General features: G+C 64.7%; 15 protein-coding genes and 1 pseudogene. 3 read left to right on the top strand and 13 right to left on the bottom strand.

All coding sequences use genetic code 11. The features are described from left to right. Window positions 1-8: 8 nt before the first annotated feature. The 7 genes from ACREYQ_RS22260 to ACREYQ_RS22230 form a co-directional block, all read right to left on the bottom strand. Window positions 9-1,592 (bottom strand): DUF1302 family protein, encoded by a 1,584-nt coding sequence (locus ACREYQ_RS22260; protein ID WP_432262325.1) that lies wholly within the window; start codon window positions 1,590-1,592, stop codon window positions 9-11. Between the two features lie 53 nt (window positions 1,593-1,645). Further along, window positions 1,646-4,036 (bottom strand): efflux RND transporter permease subunit, encoded by a 2,391-nt coding sequence (locus ACREYQ_RS22255; protein WP_432262324.1) that lies wholly within the window; start codon window positions 4,034-4,036, stop codon window positions 1,646-1,648. Window positions 4,037-4,065: 29 nt separating this feature from the next. Beyond that, the gene (locus ACREYQ_RS22250; protein ID WP_432262323.1) at window positions 4,066-5,031 is read right to left on the bottom strand and encodes a WD40/YVTN/BNR-like repeat-containing protein; all 966 of its coding nucleotides are present in this window, start codon (window positions 5,029-5,031) and stop codon (window positions 4,066-4,068) included. A gap of 676 nt (window positions 5,032-5,707) precedes the next feature. Continuing rightward, entirely contained in the window at window positions 5,708-5,977 is a 270-nt protein-coding gene (locus ACREYQ_RS22245; protein WP_432262322.1) for a hypothetical protein, read from the bottom strand. Between the two features lie 76 nt (window positions 5,978-6,053). Further along, a complete protein-coding gene (locus ACREYQ_RS22240) occupies window positions 6,054-6,989 on the bottom strand; it encodes a VOC family protein (RefSeq protein WP_432262623.1) in 936 nt (311 codons plus the stop codon). Between the two features lie 27 nt (window positions 6,990-7,016). Continuing rightward, window positions 7,017-8,768: an FAD-dependent monooxygenase gene (locus ACREYQ_RS22235; RefSeq protein WP_432262321.1), complete on the bottom strand. Its 1,752-nt coding sequence runs from the start codon at window positions 8,766-8,768 to the stop codon at window positions 7,017-7,019. A gap of 46 nt (window positions 8,769-8,814) precedes the next feature. Next, window positions 8,815-9,669, bottom strand: coding sequence for a fumarylacetoacetate hydrolase family protein (locus ACREYQ_RS22230; protein WP_432262320.1), 855 nt, complete (start codon window positions 9,667-9,669; stop codon window positions 8,815-8,817). A gap of 162 nt (window positions 9,670-9,831) precedes the next feature. Between ACREYQ_RS22230 and ACREYQ_RS22225 the strand changes: the two genes are divergently transcribed. Together ACREYQ_RS22225 and ACREYQ_RS22220 are read left to right on the top strand one after the other, a co-directional pair. Next, window positions 9,832-10,533, top strand: coding sequence for a GntR family transcriptional regulator (locus tag ACREYQ_RS22225; RefSeq protein WP_432262319.1), 702 nt, complete (start codon window positions 9,832-9,834; stop codon window positions 10,531-10,533). 145 nt (window positions 10,534-10,678) lie between these two features. Continuing rightward, a pseudogene (locus ACREYQ_RS22220) lies at window positions 10,679-10,840 on the top strand (LysR family transcriptional regulator); the annotation flags it as partial. A gap of 9 nt (window positions 10,841-10,849) precedes the next feature. Here ACREYQ_RS22220 and ACREYQ_RS22215 read toward each other — a convergent pair. From ACREYQ_RS22215 to ACREYQ_RS22195, 5 genes are all read right to left on the bottom strand, one after another. Beyond that, window positions 10,850-11,191 carry a zinc ribbon domain-containing protein YjdM gene (locus ACREYQ_RS22215; RefSeq protein ID WP_432262318.1) on the bottom strand — a complete coding sequence of 114 codons (342 nt, stop codon included), beginning with the start codon at window positions 11,189-11,191 and terminating at the stop codon, window positions 10,850-10,852. Window positions 11,192-11,252: 61 nt separating this feature from the next. Next, window positions 11,253-12,263 carry a Bug family tripartite tricarboxylate transporter substrate binding protein gene (locus ACREYQ_RS22210; RefSeq protein ID WP_432262317.1) on the bottom strand — a complete coding sequence of 337 codons (1,011 nt, stop codon included), beginning with the start codon at window positions 12,261-12,263 and terminating at the stop codon, window positions 11,253-11,255. A gap of 114 nt (window positions 12,264-12,377) precedes the next feature. After that, window positions 12,378-13,436 (bottom strand): 3-keto-5-aminohexanoate cleavage protein, encoded by a 1,059-nt coding sequence (locus tag ACREYQ_RS22205; protein ID WP_432262316.1) that lies wholly within the window; start codon window positions 13,434-13,436, stop codon window positions 12,378-12,380. A gap of 61 nt (window positions 13,437-13,497) precedes the next feature. After that, window positions 13,498-14,340 (bottom strand): TauD/TfdA dioxygenase family protein, encoded by an 843-nt coding sequence (locus ACREYQ_RS22200; RefSeq protein WP_432262315.1) that lies wholly within the window; start codon window positions 14,338-14,340, stop codon window positions 13,498-13,500. 12 nt (window positions 14,341-14,352) lie between these two features. Then, the gene (locus ACREYQ_RS22195) at window positions 14,353-15,333 is read right to left on the bottom strand and encodes a quinone oxidoreductase family protein (RefSeq protein ID WP_432262314.1); all 981 of its coding nucleotides are present in this window, start codon (window positions 15,331-15,333) and stop codon (window positions 14,353-14,355) included. A 157-nt stretch (window positions 15,334-15,490) separates the two neighbouring features. On the opposite strand from ACREYQ_RS22195, the gene ACREYQ_RS22190 reads away from it, so the two are divergent. Continuing rightward, on the top strand, window positions 15,491-16,489 hold the full coding sequence (locus tag ACREYQ_RS22190) for an AraC family transcriptional regulator (RefSeq protein ID WP_432262313.1): 999 nt from the start codon (window positions 15,491-15,493) through the stop codon (window positions 16,487-16,489). Window positions 16,490-16,499: 10 nt separating this feature from the next. On the opposite strand, the gene ACREYQ_RS22185 is transcribed toward ACREYQ_RS22190, so the two are convergent. After that, complete coding sequence (locus tag ACREYQ_RS22185) at window positions 16,500-16,916, bottom strand: PaaI family thioesterase (protein WP_432262312.1); 417 nt, start codon at window positions 16,914-16,916, stop codon at window positions 16,500-16,502. Window positions 16,917-17,095: the final 179 nt, after the last annotated feature.

The following is a 17,095-nucleotide window of genomic DNA, read 5'->3' as shown; positions in this document are numbered from 1 at the left end:
TCTCCTACTTAGAACTGTCGTGTCAGACGAACAAGGAACTGATCATTGCCGGCAAACGATCCGAACAGACCGGTCGAGTTTTCGATCTGGCCCGGTTGCCGCTTGTGCTTCGAGAAAAAGAGATCGGCCTCCAGGACCAGTCTCCAGTGGTCCCCATAAACGAACTCCACGCTTGGGATCAGGAAGGCGCCGCCGCCCTGCAGCGATGCGCCGGCCGCCAGCTGGGGATTGATCTTGTCGTTCTTGTAGTTCAGGCCAAGGATGACGGTGGCGATGGTCGAATGCTGGCTCGCCGCCCTGCCGTACCCCACCATGTTGACGATGTCATCCGAGCGCTTGTAGTTCTGGATCCACTTGTCGAACACCTGCACCGAGAAGAACGACGGCCGGCTGGTGCCCAGCAGCCTGGTCAGGTTCAGGTTCTTGTCCATCCGGACCATGGCGGTGACCAGATCCTTCTTGATGATGCCGCCAAATCCCGGCAGGGCGCCGCCAAAGAAGTTGGTGCCTACGTTGTAGGGCGCATTGCGCGTGTAGACCAGTTCCGTGCTGAGCACCGAATCGATGGCCGGGACGTAGCCGCTGACGGTAGCGCCGAACAGGTCGATCTTCGGAAAGATGAAGTCGCCGAGCGCACCGGTTGGCGCCTGGCCCGACGGCGCGAAGGCCGAGTTCACCACCGGGTCGTTGCTGAACGTCTTCAGGTAGGCCAGCGAGTAGTTGACCGGCCCGGCGATGCCTTCCCAGCGGACGCCACCGGTCTTGTCGCTGACATTGGCGCCCGGCTGGCGATAGTTGTAGTTCAGCGCGCCGGGAGCGAGGAAGTCCACCCCCTTGTATGGCTGGCCGGCCCAGCGGCCGCCATACAGATCGTAGCTGTTGCCCACGTCGCGGTTCCGGTCGATGCCAGGGCGGAACAGCAGCTGCAGGCTGCCATCCGCCTCCGGGACATTCACCTTGGCCTTGAGGAGGAACAGCGGCTTGCGCAGTTCATCGCCCTCGCGCTCCAGGAAGGAGCGCCAGCGGTAATCGAAGCCGTTGACCAGGTCGAGCGCGCGGAAGAAGTCGGTCTCTCCCCAGACCACCTGCTGCTTGCCGATGCGGAGATTCACGCGGTCTACGGGCGAGAAATCCATGTAGTACTCGCGCAGATCGGCCTGGTCATACTGGTCCATCAGGTGGCTGCCCGGGCCCCCGGGGGAATTGGTCCGGTTCAGCTGTTCCAGGTCCTTCAGGTACCGCGTCTTGTATTCCCCGTCGGCCCGCCCGACGACTTTCCAGGAGACCGGACCGGTCTTTGCGTCGGCATCCAGCAGCAGCGAACCACGCAGCATGGATGGCGAGAATCTGTCGTTGCGGCTGGTCTCCGGCGGATTCTGCAGATTGAAAGACGCCCAGGTGCGGGCGTATCCGCCCAGGTGGAAGCTGTAGTCCTCCGAGCCGCCCTCGCGCTCCGCCGGCCGGTCCGCGCTGACCGCGGCCGGCTCCTCCGGCTCCGCCGCGACGGCACCTGTCGATGGTGCCAGGAATGCCAGCGCCAGCCCTGCCGCTCCGGCCTTCATGCCAAGTTCATACCAAGCGTTCACTTTCATTCTCTCCTCCATTGATGTTTTACTTCTTGTTCTCTTCCCCGCAAGAACGGGTTCTAGACTTCGTGCGCCGTGCCCATGGCTACGCCGGGGTGCTGCGACGCCTGGCTCTCCTCCGTCTTGACGATGAATGCGGGCCGGAATACCAGCACCATGGCCGGCATGATGAACAGAGCGCTCAGTGCCGATACGAACAGCCAGATCGCCATCAGCACGCCCATATCCGCCTGGAAGCGCAGCGAGGACGCGCACCAGAGCACCACGCTGGCAGTCAGCGTGAGCGCGGTCACCACCACGCCGCGACCGGCGCCGTACAACGACGCAACGGTGGCCGCGGGCAGGTCCTTGCCCTCGCCGAGCTTTTCCTTGATGCCGTCAACGATGTAGAAGGCGTAGTCCACCCCGAGGCCGATGCCCAGCGCCGCCACCGGCAGCGTGCTCAGGTTCATGCCGATGCCCTTCCACGCCATGTAGCTGAAGGTGATGGTGTTGGAGAGGATCACCGGCACCATGAAGAAGATGCCGGCCGTCATCGAGCGGTAGGCGACCGCGCAGCAGATCACCAGCACCAGCAAGGCGAGCGCGATGCTCTCGATCTGCCCGGCAAGAATGACCTCGTTGACCGCCGCCAGCACGCCAACCAGGCCGCCCGCCAGGCGGTATGTGCCTTCGGCGAGCGGGTGGGCATCGACGTAGGCCTTGAGCCGCGCCATGGCGGTGCGGATGCTTTCGCCCTGGTGGTCGCGGAAGTTGAACGTCACCGAGGCGTCTTGCGCCTGGACATCGGTGAAGCGCGCCATGTCGCCCGGATCGGAGCCCGAGACGAACATATACATCAGCTCGCCGTTCTCCTGTGCCGTGCTGCCCAGTTCCTGGTAGCGCGGATTGTTCTCGTTCAGGACGCGCCGGACCATCGGGATGACGTCGGCGATCGAGAGGCTGCCGCCGATCTCCGGCTGGGCTGCCATGTAGCGCTGCAGCCCAATCATGCTCGCGAGCACATTGGGTTCCTTCACCGCATTGGGCTTGTGGCCAGAGAACACCGCGTACAGCCGGTCGGCGCCCTGGAACTGCCGGTTGATCGCCGCCGCATCGCGGTTGTATGCAGAGTCTTGCCAGAGAATGGGCGAGCCGGGTTGCGCGTCCCCTACCTGAATGCGGGTGGCATACCAGGCGGAGACACCAAACACGGCAACCGCGCCGGCAAGCACGCCATAGCGCCAGCGCGTGGTGGCGCTGCGCACGCAGACACGCAGGATGCGATCGAGCAGGGGCCCGAGGTCGAGGCGATGGGCATGTCCGCGCGGGTAGCGCACCCAGGAAAGCAGGACCGGCGTCATCACGCAGGCGCTCAGCGCGATCGTCAGCACCCACACCGTGCCGATGATGGAGACCTTGTGCATCAGAGGAATCGGCGTCAGCACCACGACCACCATGCAGCCCGCGTCGGCGATCACGCCCAGCATGCCCGGCTTGAACAGTTGCAGCATGCTTGCCCTGGCCGCCGCGTGGGTGGTCTGCGCGCCTGCGGCAATTTCTTCATCGAAGCGCGACACCAGCTGCACGGAATGCGAGATGGCCCTGGCCGTGATCAGGAAGGCGATCACGATCACCAGCGGATCCAGATTGAAGCCCAGCAGGCGTGCCGCGCCCAGCGCCCAGATGGCGCTGCTCAGTCCCGCCAGCAGAGGCAGCAGCGTGCCGCGCCAGGTACGGGCAATGATGAACAGCAGCAGGACCAGGCAGCCGATCGTGAACAGGAAGATGTGCAGGGTCTCCGGCAGGAAGTGGTTGACCCAGCCGTAGAGGATGGGCTCGCCGGTCACGCGCACCCGCACGCCGTCGCCGCGCGCCGCATCGGCGATGGCCATCACCTGCGGGAAAATCTTGTTGTAGTCGGCTGCGTTCTCATAGAAATCCACCGTGACCAGGGCAGCCTTGAGGTCTTTCGAAACATAGACGCCATAGGCCAGCGGATTGTTCAGGACCGCCTGCTTGAGGGCATCCAGCCCCGCCTGGTCGTGCGGGACATCGGGCCACATCAGCGGCCTTGAATCGATGGCCTCGGTCGAACCGCGGATCTCCTTGAGCTTGCGCGATGCCAGCGAAACAATCTGGAACTGATTCGCGCCGTCGACCTGCTGCAACGCGGACGTGACCGTCTTGATCTTGGTGAGGAAGGCGGTGTTGAAGATGTCCCCTTTCTCGGACTCAAGCACGATGCTGACCACGTTCGAGCCGCCGAACGCCTGCTTGTACTTCTCATGGACCTGGATATAGGGGTGGCTGCCCGGCAGCAGGTCTTCGAAGACGGTTCTGACCTCCACCCTCAGGGCGGCTACCAGCATCGCTGCCGTCACCAGAAGGAAGATGCCGGTCACGTAAGCCCGCCGGCGTATGCAGGCCTCGACGAAGCGTTCGAGCCTGCCCTGTTCCATCGTATTCATGTTCTCCTCCAGATTCCTGTTGACCGGCGTTACAAGGCGGCCATCTCTTCCATGGCAAGGCGCGATCCGGCGACGTAGTACTTGCCGCCTCGTGGCTGCACCCTGGTGTACCAGCCACGGTCCTGCGGGGCGAAGCGGGTCTGCCGCCAGTTGCCGGCATCGTCGCCGGCCACCAGGACGATCCCCTTGTCGCCCACCGCGATCCATTGCCTGCCATCCCAGGCAACATCGAAGAGGTCCTCCTGTGTCGCCCTGGCGGCCTGTTTCCAACTGGTGCCGCCGTCATGGCTGACCAGTACCGTGCCGCCCAGGCCGACGGCTACGGCGTCGCTGGCGCCCCGGAACCTGACCGACATCAGGCTTTGCTTGACCGGGCTGGCGACGCTGGTCCAGCGCTCGCCGCCGTCGCTGGAAATGCGGATCTGGCCGAACTCGCCCACCAGGCATCCAAGTTGCCCGTCAAAGGCAATGCCATTCCACGCGGTGTCCTCGCCCTGCGCCGCAGATTGCCAGGTCTTGCCATAGTCACGGGAACGCAGCAACGCCCCGCCACTGCCGACCGCCCAGGCGCCGCCGTCCTGGCTCACTTGCACCCGCATCAGCTTGTTGCTGATCGCCGACTTCGGGGCTTGTGCCGGCGCCCAGGTATGCCCGGCGTCGTCCGTGGTCAGGACCACGCCTTCATTGCCGACTGCAACGGCCCGGCGCCCATCCCAGGCGGCGACATCCTGCAAGGTCTCGTGGCTGGCCGTGCCCTGCCTGCTCCATTTCTGCCCGGCATCGTCGCTGTGCAGGATCTTGCCGTTGGTGCCCACCGCCCACATCTGGCCACCGGGCAGGACGGCGATGCCGTAGAAGGCGTCACCTCGTTCGACAAGCGGCTGCTCGACCGCCTTGCCGACCGGCCTGGGCTTGACGAACAGGCCGGCATAGAGAAGGCCCCCAATGATGGCGAGCGGCAAGCCCGACAGAATGATGCGTTTGATACGTTTCATGACTCATGTCCACTTTCTGAAAAGGTCACCCAACCGCTGCTTGTGCACACGGCATGCAGGACGCGCTGGCAATGCCCCCGCGACTTGCCCTCGCGTGCGCACACACCTGCCGTGGGCGCACGCCGCCCTGCAGGGTTGCACTGCACTTCTTTGCTTGAACTGGTAAATGCGCGCTCGCGCCAGCCGCAGACCCGAATCGTTGCCGCGGCGCCTAAGCGAACACTAGGTCCCCCCGGGTATCGGCACTCGTGCCGAGTATGTGAAATCGATTGACGTGGCGTCTCCTGGCCTTTGGTTGGCAGCGGATGCACGCACGCGCTCCGCCGTCTTGTTTGGTTTTGTCTTTGCGCCGTGCGCGGCAATCCGGCATGGCGCCGCGCCTGGCACCCTCAATTCACTACTGAACTGATCTCCAACTCCACAGCGGGTCTAGTCCTTGGATACCTTGGCTGAGTCCGGCCACTGTGCCGGGAGAGCAACCATGCGAGTGCGCCCCAAAATCTCTTTACGCAACGGTCCGGTCAAGATGCGCAGGATCGGTGACCGCCACGGCTATAACATCGATACCTTGCAGGTCGGCGCTGGTTACAGCGATTGCTTAGCGGCATACCTACTAAGATCCAATTGCTCGGAAAATAGCAACTTTTCCCCCTACTATTTTCTGCATCGTGGTCGATCAGACCTCAGTATTTTCGATGAAATATCGAGGCAATTCCGAGCCCCAGAGGTAGAGCAAGTCTTCGGGTGGATAATCGCCAGCCGGCCAGACCAGCCCCGCTGCCAATGTCTGGCCGCCAGCCAGCTTCTGGATCAACTGGCCAACGTCGGTGGCCAGCGTGCTGGGCAAAGAGGACACGGTATGGGCGTCGAGAACCCCGACACGTTGCTCGCCATTGAGCAAGAATGGCTGGCCGAGGGCGCGGCGGCGGGAAACGGACTTGAGCATGGGACGACTCCTGAACATTCGGGATGAGCGGCGCCCTGCAGCCTGACGGCTGCATCGGCAACGGGCAAGGGGGATTTCAGGCCTCGCTGTTGTGGATGAAGTAGTCCGGTAGTTCCGGCCCCCACAGATACAGCGAATCTTCGATCGGGTAGTCGCCCGCCGGCCAGGGCGTGCCGGTGGGCACGAAGTCAATGTCGGCCGAATACTCGGCAAACGACCCCCAGGGGTCACGCACGTAGTAAAAGTAGTTGGAGCCAAGCACGTGCCGGCCCAGGCCCCAGCCCTCGGCATAGCCAGCCTTGCGCATCTGCTCGGCGCCCTTGCCGACCTCGTCGACACCGTCGACATCCCACGCGCTGTGATGCCAGCCCCGGGCCGAACTCGCGGCGAAGGCCACCAGGTGATGATCCGAGCCATGCCGAGCATGCATAAAGGCTACCGCGTCGCGCGAGCGGTCCGACAGCCGCAGGCCCAGCGCATCGCGATAGAAGGCGATCGAGCGATTGATATCGGCGCTGAACATCAAAATGTGCGACAGGCGACGCGGCCGTACGCGCGAGCCTTCGCTGCGGCTGCGCACAGCGCGCTGGCCGGCGCGCCGCGCCGTCCCGGACTGCGGACTGGGGGCGGTGGGCGTGGTCTTCTGCCCGACTTTGACCTGGAGCAGGTTCCCGTCCGGGTCGAGGAACCAATAACCGTTGCCATCAGCGCGGCTGCCGGCCGGCGCCGGCCGTGCGCCGTGGGCCTGAATCTGTGCGACCAGGTCCTCGTATTCGTCGGCCCAGCAATTGAAGCTCAGGTACGCCAGGCACTTGCGCGCGCCTTCGTCCACCCGACCCCATACATGCGCATTGCCGAAGGTCCTCAGTTCGATCCCGTGGCCAGCGCTGCCGACATCGAGACCAAAGTTTTCAAAAAAACGCCGGGCGTCGTTCAGTGACGGCACCTCAAGCGCGAAATGATCGACCGAATGAACGCCGTAGCGGGATTCGCCGGCTTGATTCCAGGACATCGTTGTCTCCTTGATTGGCAACAGGCTTCAGGCGCCGGCGGGCAGCGCCAGGATGCCGCGCAGCACGTCGCCGAGGCGATCCATCTGGCTTGCGTCGACCTGGCGCCAGGCCACGTGGCGATCCGGACGCACCAGCAGGCAACCGGCATCGGAAATCTCCGACCGCTTGTGCCAGCGGCCGTAGACGTCGTGCGCATCGCAGTCGGGGCCGCCGATGGAGACCACGTCGATCGGCATGCCAAGTTCTGCCGACACCTGCGCCGCCGCCTCGCGCCACGCCGCACCACCCACCCCAGTGAGCAACGTGAACCGGCCTCGACCGACGAGGTCGAGCGTGGACAAGCGCTCCTGGCCGCGCTGCAGCCACGCATGCGGAAGGCTGGCGCCCGGATGCGTGGTCGGCTGGTGGTAAAGCTCAGGGTCACGTGTGGGCGTGGGCCTCAACGTGCCGTCCTGAACGATGGCGGCTGAGGTGTACATCTGCCCAAGCTCGACGCCATGGCAGTTGAACTGGTAGTTCTGCAGCTCGACCGCGTCGCGCAGTATCTGACGACGCTCGCGGCCGTGCGGCGTGTCGCTGAACAACTCATGGACGTTGGCCCACCCGGCGGCCTCGTCCTGCCCCGGCGCGAAGCCAAGCGCCTCCGAGATCGGCAGCATGTTGCGCACGGATTTCATCGCGCGGTTGACCACTTGCTCTGCAACCGGCTGGCGCTCGTGGGTATAGGTGTCGAGCAGTGCCGGCCCGGCCTGGCCCTTGAGCACCAGCGCAAGCTTCCAGGCCAGGTTGAAGGTGTCCTGCACGCAGGTGTTGGTGCCCAGGCCGTTGGCGGGCGGGTGGCGGTGGGCGGCGTTGCCGGCAATCAGCACGCGGCCTTTATTCATGTTCTTGGCCACCACCTGGTTGATGGTCCACTTTGACACGGCCTTGATCCTGAGCGGAATCTCCGGGTCGCCGATGGTGGCGCGGGCGCGTTCGGTCAGCGCCGCTTCGCTGAGGTCGGGTTCGCCCTGCGACGGGTCGTACATGAACAGCAGCACCCACTCGTTCCATGGCCGCACGCTGATCCAGGTGCCGCTGCCCACCCAGTAGTTATTGCCGGGCTGGGTCATCCAGTACAACACGCCCGGACGATGCGCAGCGTACTTCGCGAGATCTGCTTCCACCCATACGTTGACCGCAGCGCCCAGGCCCATCTGGCCTTCGGTGGGAAATCCGATTTCTTTGACCACGACGCTGTTGTCGCCGTCCGCGCCGATCGCGTACTGCGACACCACCTCGAACTCCTCGCCGGTGATGCGGTCACGGCAGAGCGAGTAGACGTGCTCGGCGTCCTGCTTCATCGAAATCAGTTCGGTGTTGAACAGGAACTTGCCGCCACGCTCGCGCGCCACGTCGAGCAGGATGGGCTCCATCAGGTGCTGCGGGATATTGCACATGCCCGAGGGGCTGGCCAGCTCGTAGTCGGCTTTCCGCTCGGGCAAGGTGCCCCAGGTCTGCAGCCGGGCGATCTCGGTGCCGGCAAAGCTGGTCGCCCAGACGTTGTTGCTCATCAGCTCGCTGGGCGTGGCAGCCTGCATCACGCGCGGCTCGATCCCGAGGTCGCGGAAGACCTCCATCGTGCGCTGGTTGGTGATGTGGGCGCGCGGGGAATTGGCCGTGCCTGGATAGCGGGTGATGGTCAGCGTCTCGATGCCTTGCGTGGCCAGCAGGCAGGTCGATGTCAGGCCGGTAGGGCCAGCACCGGCGATAAACACAGGAACTTCGATCTTGCGCACGGGTTATCTCCTTTGGTTCGACAGGGTTGCACTGGGCGGCGTGGGCTCAGGCGCGCGTCTCGTCGCGGATCGCGTTGCGCAGCAGGCCGATGCGCTCGATCTCGACCTCCACCTTGTCGCCGTCGTGCATGTAGAGCTTGGGCGTGCGGCCAAAGCCGACGCCGGCGGGCGTACCCGAGAAGATGATGTCGCCAGCCTGCAGCGTGATGGCCTCGCTGACGGTGGCGATGACCGTGGCGACGTCATAGATCATGTCGTCGGTGTTGGACGACTGCACGGTCTGGCCGTTCAGGCGCGTCTCGATCTTCAGGCCCTTGCCGCCCGCGGGAAGCTCATCGGCAGTGACCACGTAAGGCCCCCAGGCACCGGTGCCATCGAAGTTCTTGCCTACTGTCCACTGCGGCGACTTGAACTGGTACTCGCGCACCGAGATCTCATTGCCCACTGCGTAGCCGAAGACGCACTCCAGCGCCTTTTCCTTTGGAATGCGACGGCCGCCCTTGCCGAGCACGACCACCATTTCGCCTTCAAAGTCCAGCGAGTCGCTGACCAGCGGACGTTCGACCGCCGCGTCGTGCGCCGTGAGGCTGGTAGCCACGCGCAGGAACAGCGTCGGGTACTCGGGCTGCTCATACGGGCTCTCCTTGGTGTGATCGGCGTAGTTCAGGCCAACGCAGATGATCTTCGGCGGCTCGGCCACCGGCGGCAGGAACGTGACCGCGGCCGGATCCACGAGGTGCGTGCTGCGCGCCAGCATCGTCTGCAGCACGGTCAGGTCTGCACCGCGGCGCAGCAGATCCCCGAGATCAGCGCCTGCGGCGGTGTCAAGCACGGTCAGGCCGCGCTCGGTCAGGGCACCGACGCGGCGCTGGCCGTCAAGCAGGAAGGTAGCGAGTTTCATTGGGTAGCCCTTTCAGAAAGCGGCCGCACGGAGCGTGCAGGCAGGTGATCGATGGCTGGATAATATGCGATCCATATAAAATATATATTCTCGGTTTCCCTATATAGATGGCGGAGATGCAGAGGTTGCGCTACATTTGCATATAGTCAGATGGATCCCAGCATGCAAACCAACTCCACGACCTCCCGGACCATGGCCTCGACTCTGGCCGCCAGCATCCGTCTGGACATCATCAACGGCACATTGCCGCCCGGCTCCAAGCTGCAAATCAGAGAACTGTGTGACCGTTACAGCGCTGGTGCCATCCCCATGCGGGAGGCACTTTCGCGACTAGCCACAAGCGGCTTCGTCATCGCCGAGGACCAGCGCGGTTTCCGTGTGGCCGAGGTCTCCGCCGAGGAACTGGCCGACATCACCGAAGCGCGCATTCATATCGAATGCGAGGCGCTGCGGCGTTCGATCGAGCATGGCGACCTGGATTGGGAGGAGAAGCTCGCCGGGGCACACCATCGCCTGAGCCGCCTGCCGATGCTGGCCGAGGGGGCTGCCGGCGTTGACGCCGAGTGGGAACGCGCGCACATGGCTTTCCATTCGGCGCTCATCGGCGGGTGCGACTCCAAATGGCTGGTGGCACTGGCCGAACTGCTGCGCGACCAGACCGCTCGCTACCGCAACCTGTCGGTCGCAAACTCCCCCCGACCAAGCAAGGGCAAGGGCAAGCGCGCCGACGCGACACGCGACGTGCGCGCCGAGCATCAGCAAATCGTCGATGCCGCGCTGGCGCGGGACGCGCACCGCGCCAGTACGCTCTTAGCCGAACATTTGCGAGCTACCACCCAATTGGTGCTCAGGCGCACTGCCTGAGGGGGTTCGGGCGCAGCTTCACGGAGCGCTAAAGCGCGGGACACGGCCAGGTCGGTAGTGCGAAGCGTGCAGGAAAGCGAAAGGCTGCCTGGCATCACTGAACCAATGTTCCGGGCAGGCCGGGCATCACGCTGATCGTGGGGGCGCGGCTTATCGTGAATTTCAGGCTCGCGAACTGGTGACCTTGCCGATCACCCACCCGCTGTTCGAGGCCGCCAAGGTGCGCCTGCTGGTGAAGGCAGGCCGGCCCATGGGCGTAGCGGCCTATACGCTGCCGGACTGCATCCTGCGCGACATGTCGATGTGGAAGGCCAAGTCACACCTTCCTGACAAACTCCGACTTCAGGCTCATGGCGCCGAAGCCATCGATCTTGCAATCGATATCGTGATCACTGTCGACCAGGCGGATATTCTTCACCTTGGTACCCATCTTGACCACGCCGGCCGAGCCTTTCAGCTTCAGGTCCTTGATGACGGTGACGGTGTCGCCGTCCTGCAGCACATTGCCGGCTGCATCGCGATGGACCCTCGCCTCTGCCTCTGCCGGTGCAGTGGCCTGCGCCGACCATTCATGCGCGCATTCCGGGCAGATATAGAGCCCCCCGTCTTCATAGGTGAACTCGGAGTGACATTGCGGGCAGGGAGGGAGTGCGCTCATGGTTCGGCAGGCTTGGTAAAAGCGGTGAAAGTACCGGAGTATACTGCCCTCCCCGTTCCGGCTATTCCGGCACGAAATGAATCGACCGCAGCAGTTCCGCCTGGCGCTCATAGGCGGCGCGCGCATCCTTGGACAGCGCCTCGCTGCTGAGCGGCTGCCCGGTGTCCATGCCCATGGTCGTCATGTGCTCGCGGTAGCCAGGCTGCTGCACGATGGCCAGGGTGGCATTGCGGATCTTCTCCTGCACCGCCGCCGGCACGTCCGGCGGCAGCCACACGCCCATCCAGCCAGGCTCCGTCATCGCCGGGTAGCCGACTTCGGCAAAGGTGGGCACATCCGGCAGCGCGGCAATGCGCTTCGGGTAAGCCACGGCATAGGCCTTGAGCTTGCCGGTCTTGATCAGCGGCAGCGACGTGGCCAGGCTGTCGAACATCAGCGGCACGTGGCCGCCCATCACGTCCTGCAGCGCGGGCGGCGAGCCCTTGTAGCCGACATGGGTCATGTTCACGCCCGCGAGGCGGTTGAACTGGACGCCGATGGTCTGCCCGCGCATGCCGGTGGCATACGAGGCATAGTCAATCTGCCCGGGCTTGCTCTTGATGTAGGCAAGCAGCTCGGTAAGGTTCTTGGCCGGCAGCTTCGGGTTGCCCACCAGCACCAGGCCGGTGCGGGCCACCTGGGCGATGGGTTTCAGGTCCTTGAAGGGATCGAACGAAACCTTCTGCGCCAGCGGCGTTTCGGAGACGATGCCACCCTGGATCAACAGCAGCGTATGCCCGTCGTGGGGTGCGGAAAGCAGCGCGCTGACCGCGATCGCACCGGCGCCGCCCGGCTTCTGCTCGACGATCACCGGCTTGCCCAGCGACTGCGTCAGCCCCTCGGCCAGCAGGCGCCCGAGGATATCGGCGGTGCCGCCGGCGGGGCCGCCAACCACGATCCTGACCACCTTGGTCGGCCACGCCTGGGCATGGGCGGCCAATGGGAACGCTGCCGGCAGCGCAACCGACAGTGCAAGGCCGAACATGCATGACAGCGACGCCCTGCGGCGCGCCGACGGTTCTGCTTGATTCATATTTGTCTCCGAGTGTGCGAGGGTTGATCAGGGCAGCAGCCGGCTTCGTCGTGAGCCGTTGGCTTGCCGCCCTTGCCCTTCTGCTGGCTGATCGTCAGTGCCAGCCGGTCCGGCTCAGGCCGCCTTGCGCAGGAAGCCTTGATTGCCGCCATTGCGGTTCGGCGCGAACCCGTTGGCCTCCAGCGTCTCTTCGACCGTGTCGTAGAACACGCCGATCTTCTGGATGTCGCGCGCTTCCTGGGCCGTTGCCACCTTGCGGCCGAACTCGCCCGCGATGCGCACCAGCTGCTCAATCTGCTTCACGGTGCTCATCTTGGCCGTGCGCGACTGGTTCCAGAGGCAGTCCTCGGTCCCGCAGCGCACATGCAGGCCCAGGGCGATCCCCATCATGTTGACAGGCAACACGTTGCGCACCGAGCTTTCGACGGTCAGCACCGCGCCATCCGGGACGGCACGAACGATGTTGGAAAGGTTGAAGACGCTGGGCGCATCCATGCCGCCGCTGATTGCCACCCAGTTCATGACCAGCGGGCCCTTGTAGACGCCTCGCCGGATCAGCCGCTCCACGGATTCGAAGCTGTTGATGTTGTAGCACTGGAATGCACTCTGGATGCCGGCGGCGGAAAGGCGGCGGATGTGCTCTTCGACCCAGCCAGGCTGGGCGGGAACCGTCATTTCCTTGTACGCGTTGAAAATCGCGGGGTTCTCGCGCGAGGTGCCCTTGAAATCCGCGAGCTCCGCATGCTCCGTGACGTTCATCTGCGAGGTGTTCACCGTGACGGTCACCTGGTCCGGAACGGGGTCAAGCTCGGCAAGCATGTGGCGCGTGTCGTCGGACAGCCACTTGGCGGCATCGCCTTCGTTTTCCGGCGCAAAGCTGATCGATCCGCCCACCTGGATGATCATCTCCGGCACGGCCTTGCGCACCCCGGCGATCAGCTCGTTGAACTTGGACAGGCGCTTCGAGCCCTTGCCGTCGAGTTCGCGCACATGCAGGTGCAGCACGGTCGCGCCGGCGTTGTAGCAGTCCACGGCCTTCTGGATCTGGTCTTCCATCGTCACGGGGATGTCCTCCGGGAAATCGGAGGGCAGCCAGCCCGGTGCGTAAGGTGCCGCGGTAATGATCAGCGGCTGCTGGTTTTCAGGGAACAAGGACCCATCGAGGTAGTTCACGGCATGTCTCCATTTGTTAAGGCACGTGGCAAGGCCCGGCCTGGGGGGCGGCTGGCGCGCCTCAGAACGGCTTGTCGCCGATGATGGCTGCGCGCTCCATCTTGCGCGGGGCCGGCCAGTAGTCCTGCACTGCGTAGTGCTGGGTGCAGCGGTTGTCCCAGATGGCCACGCTGTTGGGCTCCCAGCGAAAGCGCACCTGATATTCGGGGATCGCCGCCTGGCTGATCAGGTAGTTCAGCAGGTGGCTGGCGCCCGGGGTCTTGTCCTGCCCGTAGCGCACGTTCTCAGGGGTGTGGAAGTTGACAAAGTGCGTGGAGAAGCCGCAGACGTAGAGCACCTTCTCGCCGGTTTCCGGATGCGTGCGCACCACCGGGTGCTCGACCGCGGGGTACTGGGCGGCCAGCTTCGCGCGGTTTTCCGGGCTCATTGCCGCGCCGAACGAATGCTCGATGCCGTGCTTGGCGCGCAGGCCGGCGATACGCTGCTTGATTTCCTCGGGCAGGTGCTCGTAGGCGGCCGCCATGTTCACCCAGATGGTGTCGCCACCGACCGGCGGGGACTCGATGCAACGCAGCACGCAGCCCATGGGCGGGCATTCGCGCCAGCTGCCGTCGGTGTGGTAGCTGTTCTCGTAGTTCTCGCGCTTGTCGCTGCGATAGATCTGGACCAGGCCGGGATGGTCGGGATCACTGCCGGCCACGGGATGGTCTTCCAGTTCGCCGAAGCGGCGCGCGAACGCCACGTGGTCGGCGCGCGAGATCTCCTGGTCGCGCAGGAACAGCACCTTGTGCGTGAGCAGCAGGGACTTGATCTCGGCAAACAGCGCTTCGTCGCGCGCGGCATCGGCCAGGCTGACACCCCGGACTTCGGCGCCGATGGTGCAGGTAAGAGGTTGGACTCGCATATTGACGCTCCTTTACAGCACAAAGATCGAAGACCCGGTGGTCTTGCGTGACTCCAGGTCCCGGTGGGCCTGGACGGCATCCTGCAGCGCATAGCGCTGGTTGATTTCGATGCGGAGTCGGCCCGCGGCAACGTGGCCGAAGACCTCTGCGGCCAGTTCGGCCTTTTCGGCGGGGTCCGCAATGTAGTCGGCCAGGGCCGGACGGGTCAGGTAGACCGAACCCTTCCGCGCCAGCAACTGCGGATCAAACGGCGGGATGGTGCCGGAGGCCGTGCCCACGCAGACCATCAGCCCGCGCCGCTTCAGCGAATCCAGCGACGCCATGAAGGTGCTCTTGCCCACGCTGTCGAAGACCACGGACACGCCCGCGCCGTCGGTCAGCTCGCGCACCCGCTTGGCCACGTCTTCATGGCTGTAGTTGATGATGTGGTCGCAGCCATGGGCACGCGCCAGCTCTGCCTTGGCCTCGGTCGAGACGGTGCCGATCACGGTCAGGCCGAGCAGCCTGGCCCATTGCGAGACGATCAGCCCCACGCCGCCGGCAGCCGCGTGCAGCAGGATGGCCTCGCCCGCCTGGAACGGATAGATGCGGCGCATCAGGTAGGCGCAGGTCAGGCCGCGCATGGTCATCGCCGCGGCGGTCTCGAAGCTGATTGCGTCCGGCAGGCGGATCAGCGGTGCGGCGGGCACCAGGCGCTCCGTGCTGTAGGCGCCCAGCGTATTGATAAAGCCGGTATATGTGACGCGATCGCCCTCCGCGACATGGGTCACGCCGGGCCCGACCGCCTGCACTACGCCGGCTGCCTCCACGCCCATGCCGTTGGGCAGTGGCACCGGGTAGGTCCCGTTGCGGAAGTAGGTGTCGGCATAATTCAGCCCCACGGCGACGTGGCGGATCCGTACCTCGCCCGGGCCCGGGTCGCCTACCTCGGCGTCCTCATAGCGGAGGACTTCGGGCCCTCCGGTTTCGTACATGCGAATGACTTTTGCCAAGGCTGTCTCCTGATTGTCGTGTCCTGCCCGCGCCGCTATCATTGGCGCGACGGGAACGATTGTCAGACCGCCATGGCGCAGCGCCCTTGACCCATCGCGCCAGGATTTGACATTTGATGACGCCCCCGACCAACGCCCCCACTCTCGCGGCAGCCTTATGACCGTCCTTGTTCGCAGCGCTTCCCTGACCAAATACCTGGCGATTGCCCGGGGCGCGGGCCTGGATCCGGCGCGCATGGTGGCCCAGGCAGGCCTGGACCAGGCCTGCCTGTACACTCCGGAACTGCGCATCCCGGAAGCGCGCCTGGCCGACGTGCTGGAGGCATCGGCGCGGGTGACGGCCTGTCATTCGCTTGGCCTGATGGTGGGGGAATCTTGGCGCCTGTCCGACTTCGGCCCGGTCAGCCTGCTGCTGCAGCACCAGCCCACGCTGCGCCACGCGCTGGCGGAGATCGAGCGCTACCGCCACTGGCTCAGCGACTCCGTCTCGATCCTGGTCACCGAGTATCCCGATATCGCGGTGCTGCATGTGACGTTGCAGACAGGCCGGCACCAGCCCGGCAGGCAGGCCATGGAACTGACCGTTGCCGCCTTGTACAGCCTGATCCGCGCCATACTGGGCGCGTCCTGGAAGCCGCACAGCGTGCACTTCGCCCATGCGGCGCCGGCCGACCTGCAGATCCACCGGCGCCTGTTCGGGCAACATATCGAGTTCGGGTCGGAATTCGACGGGCTGGTGCTGGCCAGCGGCGACCTGGATCGCGTCAACCCCATGGCCGATGCCAGCCTGGCCGGGTACGCCAGGGGATTCCTGGACCTGCAGCCGGGCGCCGGCAAGCCTTCGATTGCGGCCGACGTCCGGCGCAGCCTGCACCAGCTGTTGCCGCGCGGCCGCGGCGCGGTGGAACAGGTCGCGCAGAGCCTGGGCATCAGTCCGCGCACGCTGCAGCGCCAGCTGGAACAGGATGGCGAAACCTTCTCGGCGCTGGTCAATGAAGTGCGCCGCGAGCTTGCGCAACGCTACCTGCAGGATCCGCAGCGGCCGCTCACCCAGGTGGCCACGCTGCTGGGGTTTTCGGAATCCAGCGCATTCTCGCGCTGGTTCGCGGCACAGTTCGGCAAGTCGCCGACGCGCTGGCGCCAGGACGGCGCCTGAGACGCGCCGTCTACTTCAGGTACTTCATCGTGGCAACACCCGTTGCCACCAGCAGTTCCCCGTCCAGCCACACCTCTGCACGCGAAAAGAAGATCGAACGCCCGCGGCGGTCGACCATGCCTTTCGCCGTCAGCAGCTTCCCCGTGCCGTTGCTCAGGAAGTTCGAGGTCAGCGACAGCGTGACCGCGTGGCGCGGGGCCTCGCCCGGCGCCGAGTAAAGGCCGGAGTAGCCGGTGGCGGCGTCGAGCAAGGTGCAGATCGTGCCGCCATGCACCACCCGGCTGCGGTTGAGCATATTGGGCGCGAGCGGCAGTTCAAGCTCTACATAGTCGTCGCGCCACTGGGTGATCCTGACGCCGATGCTTTCCAGTGCCGGATTGTCCAGGCAGAATTCCTCGCCCACGCCTTCAGGTTTCACCGCTTCCATTGCCTGGTTTCCATTTCACTCGTCATTGCCCGCATGCCGGCATCGCATGTGTGCGAACCGGAGGCATCATTTCTGCGCGATCTACTGCTTTTCGTAAATCTGTATTTCGCAAACCGGACCTTTTGCGCGCATGAATCCCCGCCCTGCCGGAGTGCTTGCGGCTTTGACTCAGGTTTGAG

It is taken from the genome of Cupriavidus sp. TMH.W2, assembly GCF_050847365.1.
Classification (GTDB): domain Bacteria; phylum Pseudomonadota; class Gammaproteobacteria; order Burkholderiales; family Burkholderiaceae; genus Cupriavidus.
The sequence above is the reverse complement of the archived record's forward strand: the minus strand, read 5'-3'. Positions and strand labels throughout refer to the sequence as shown.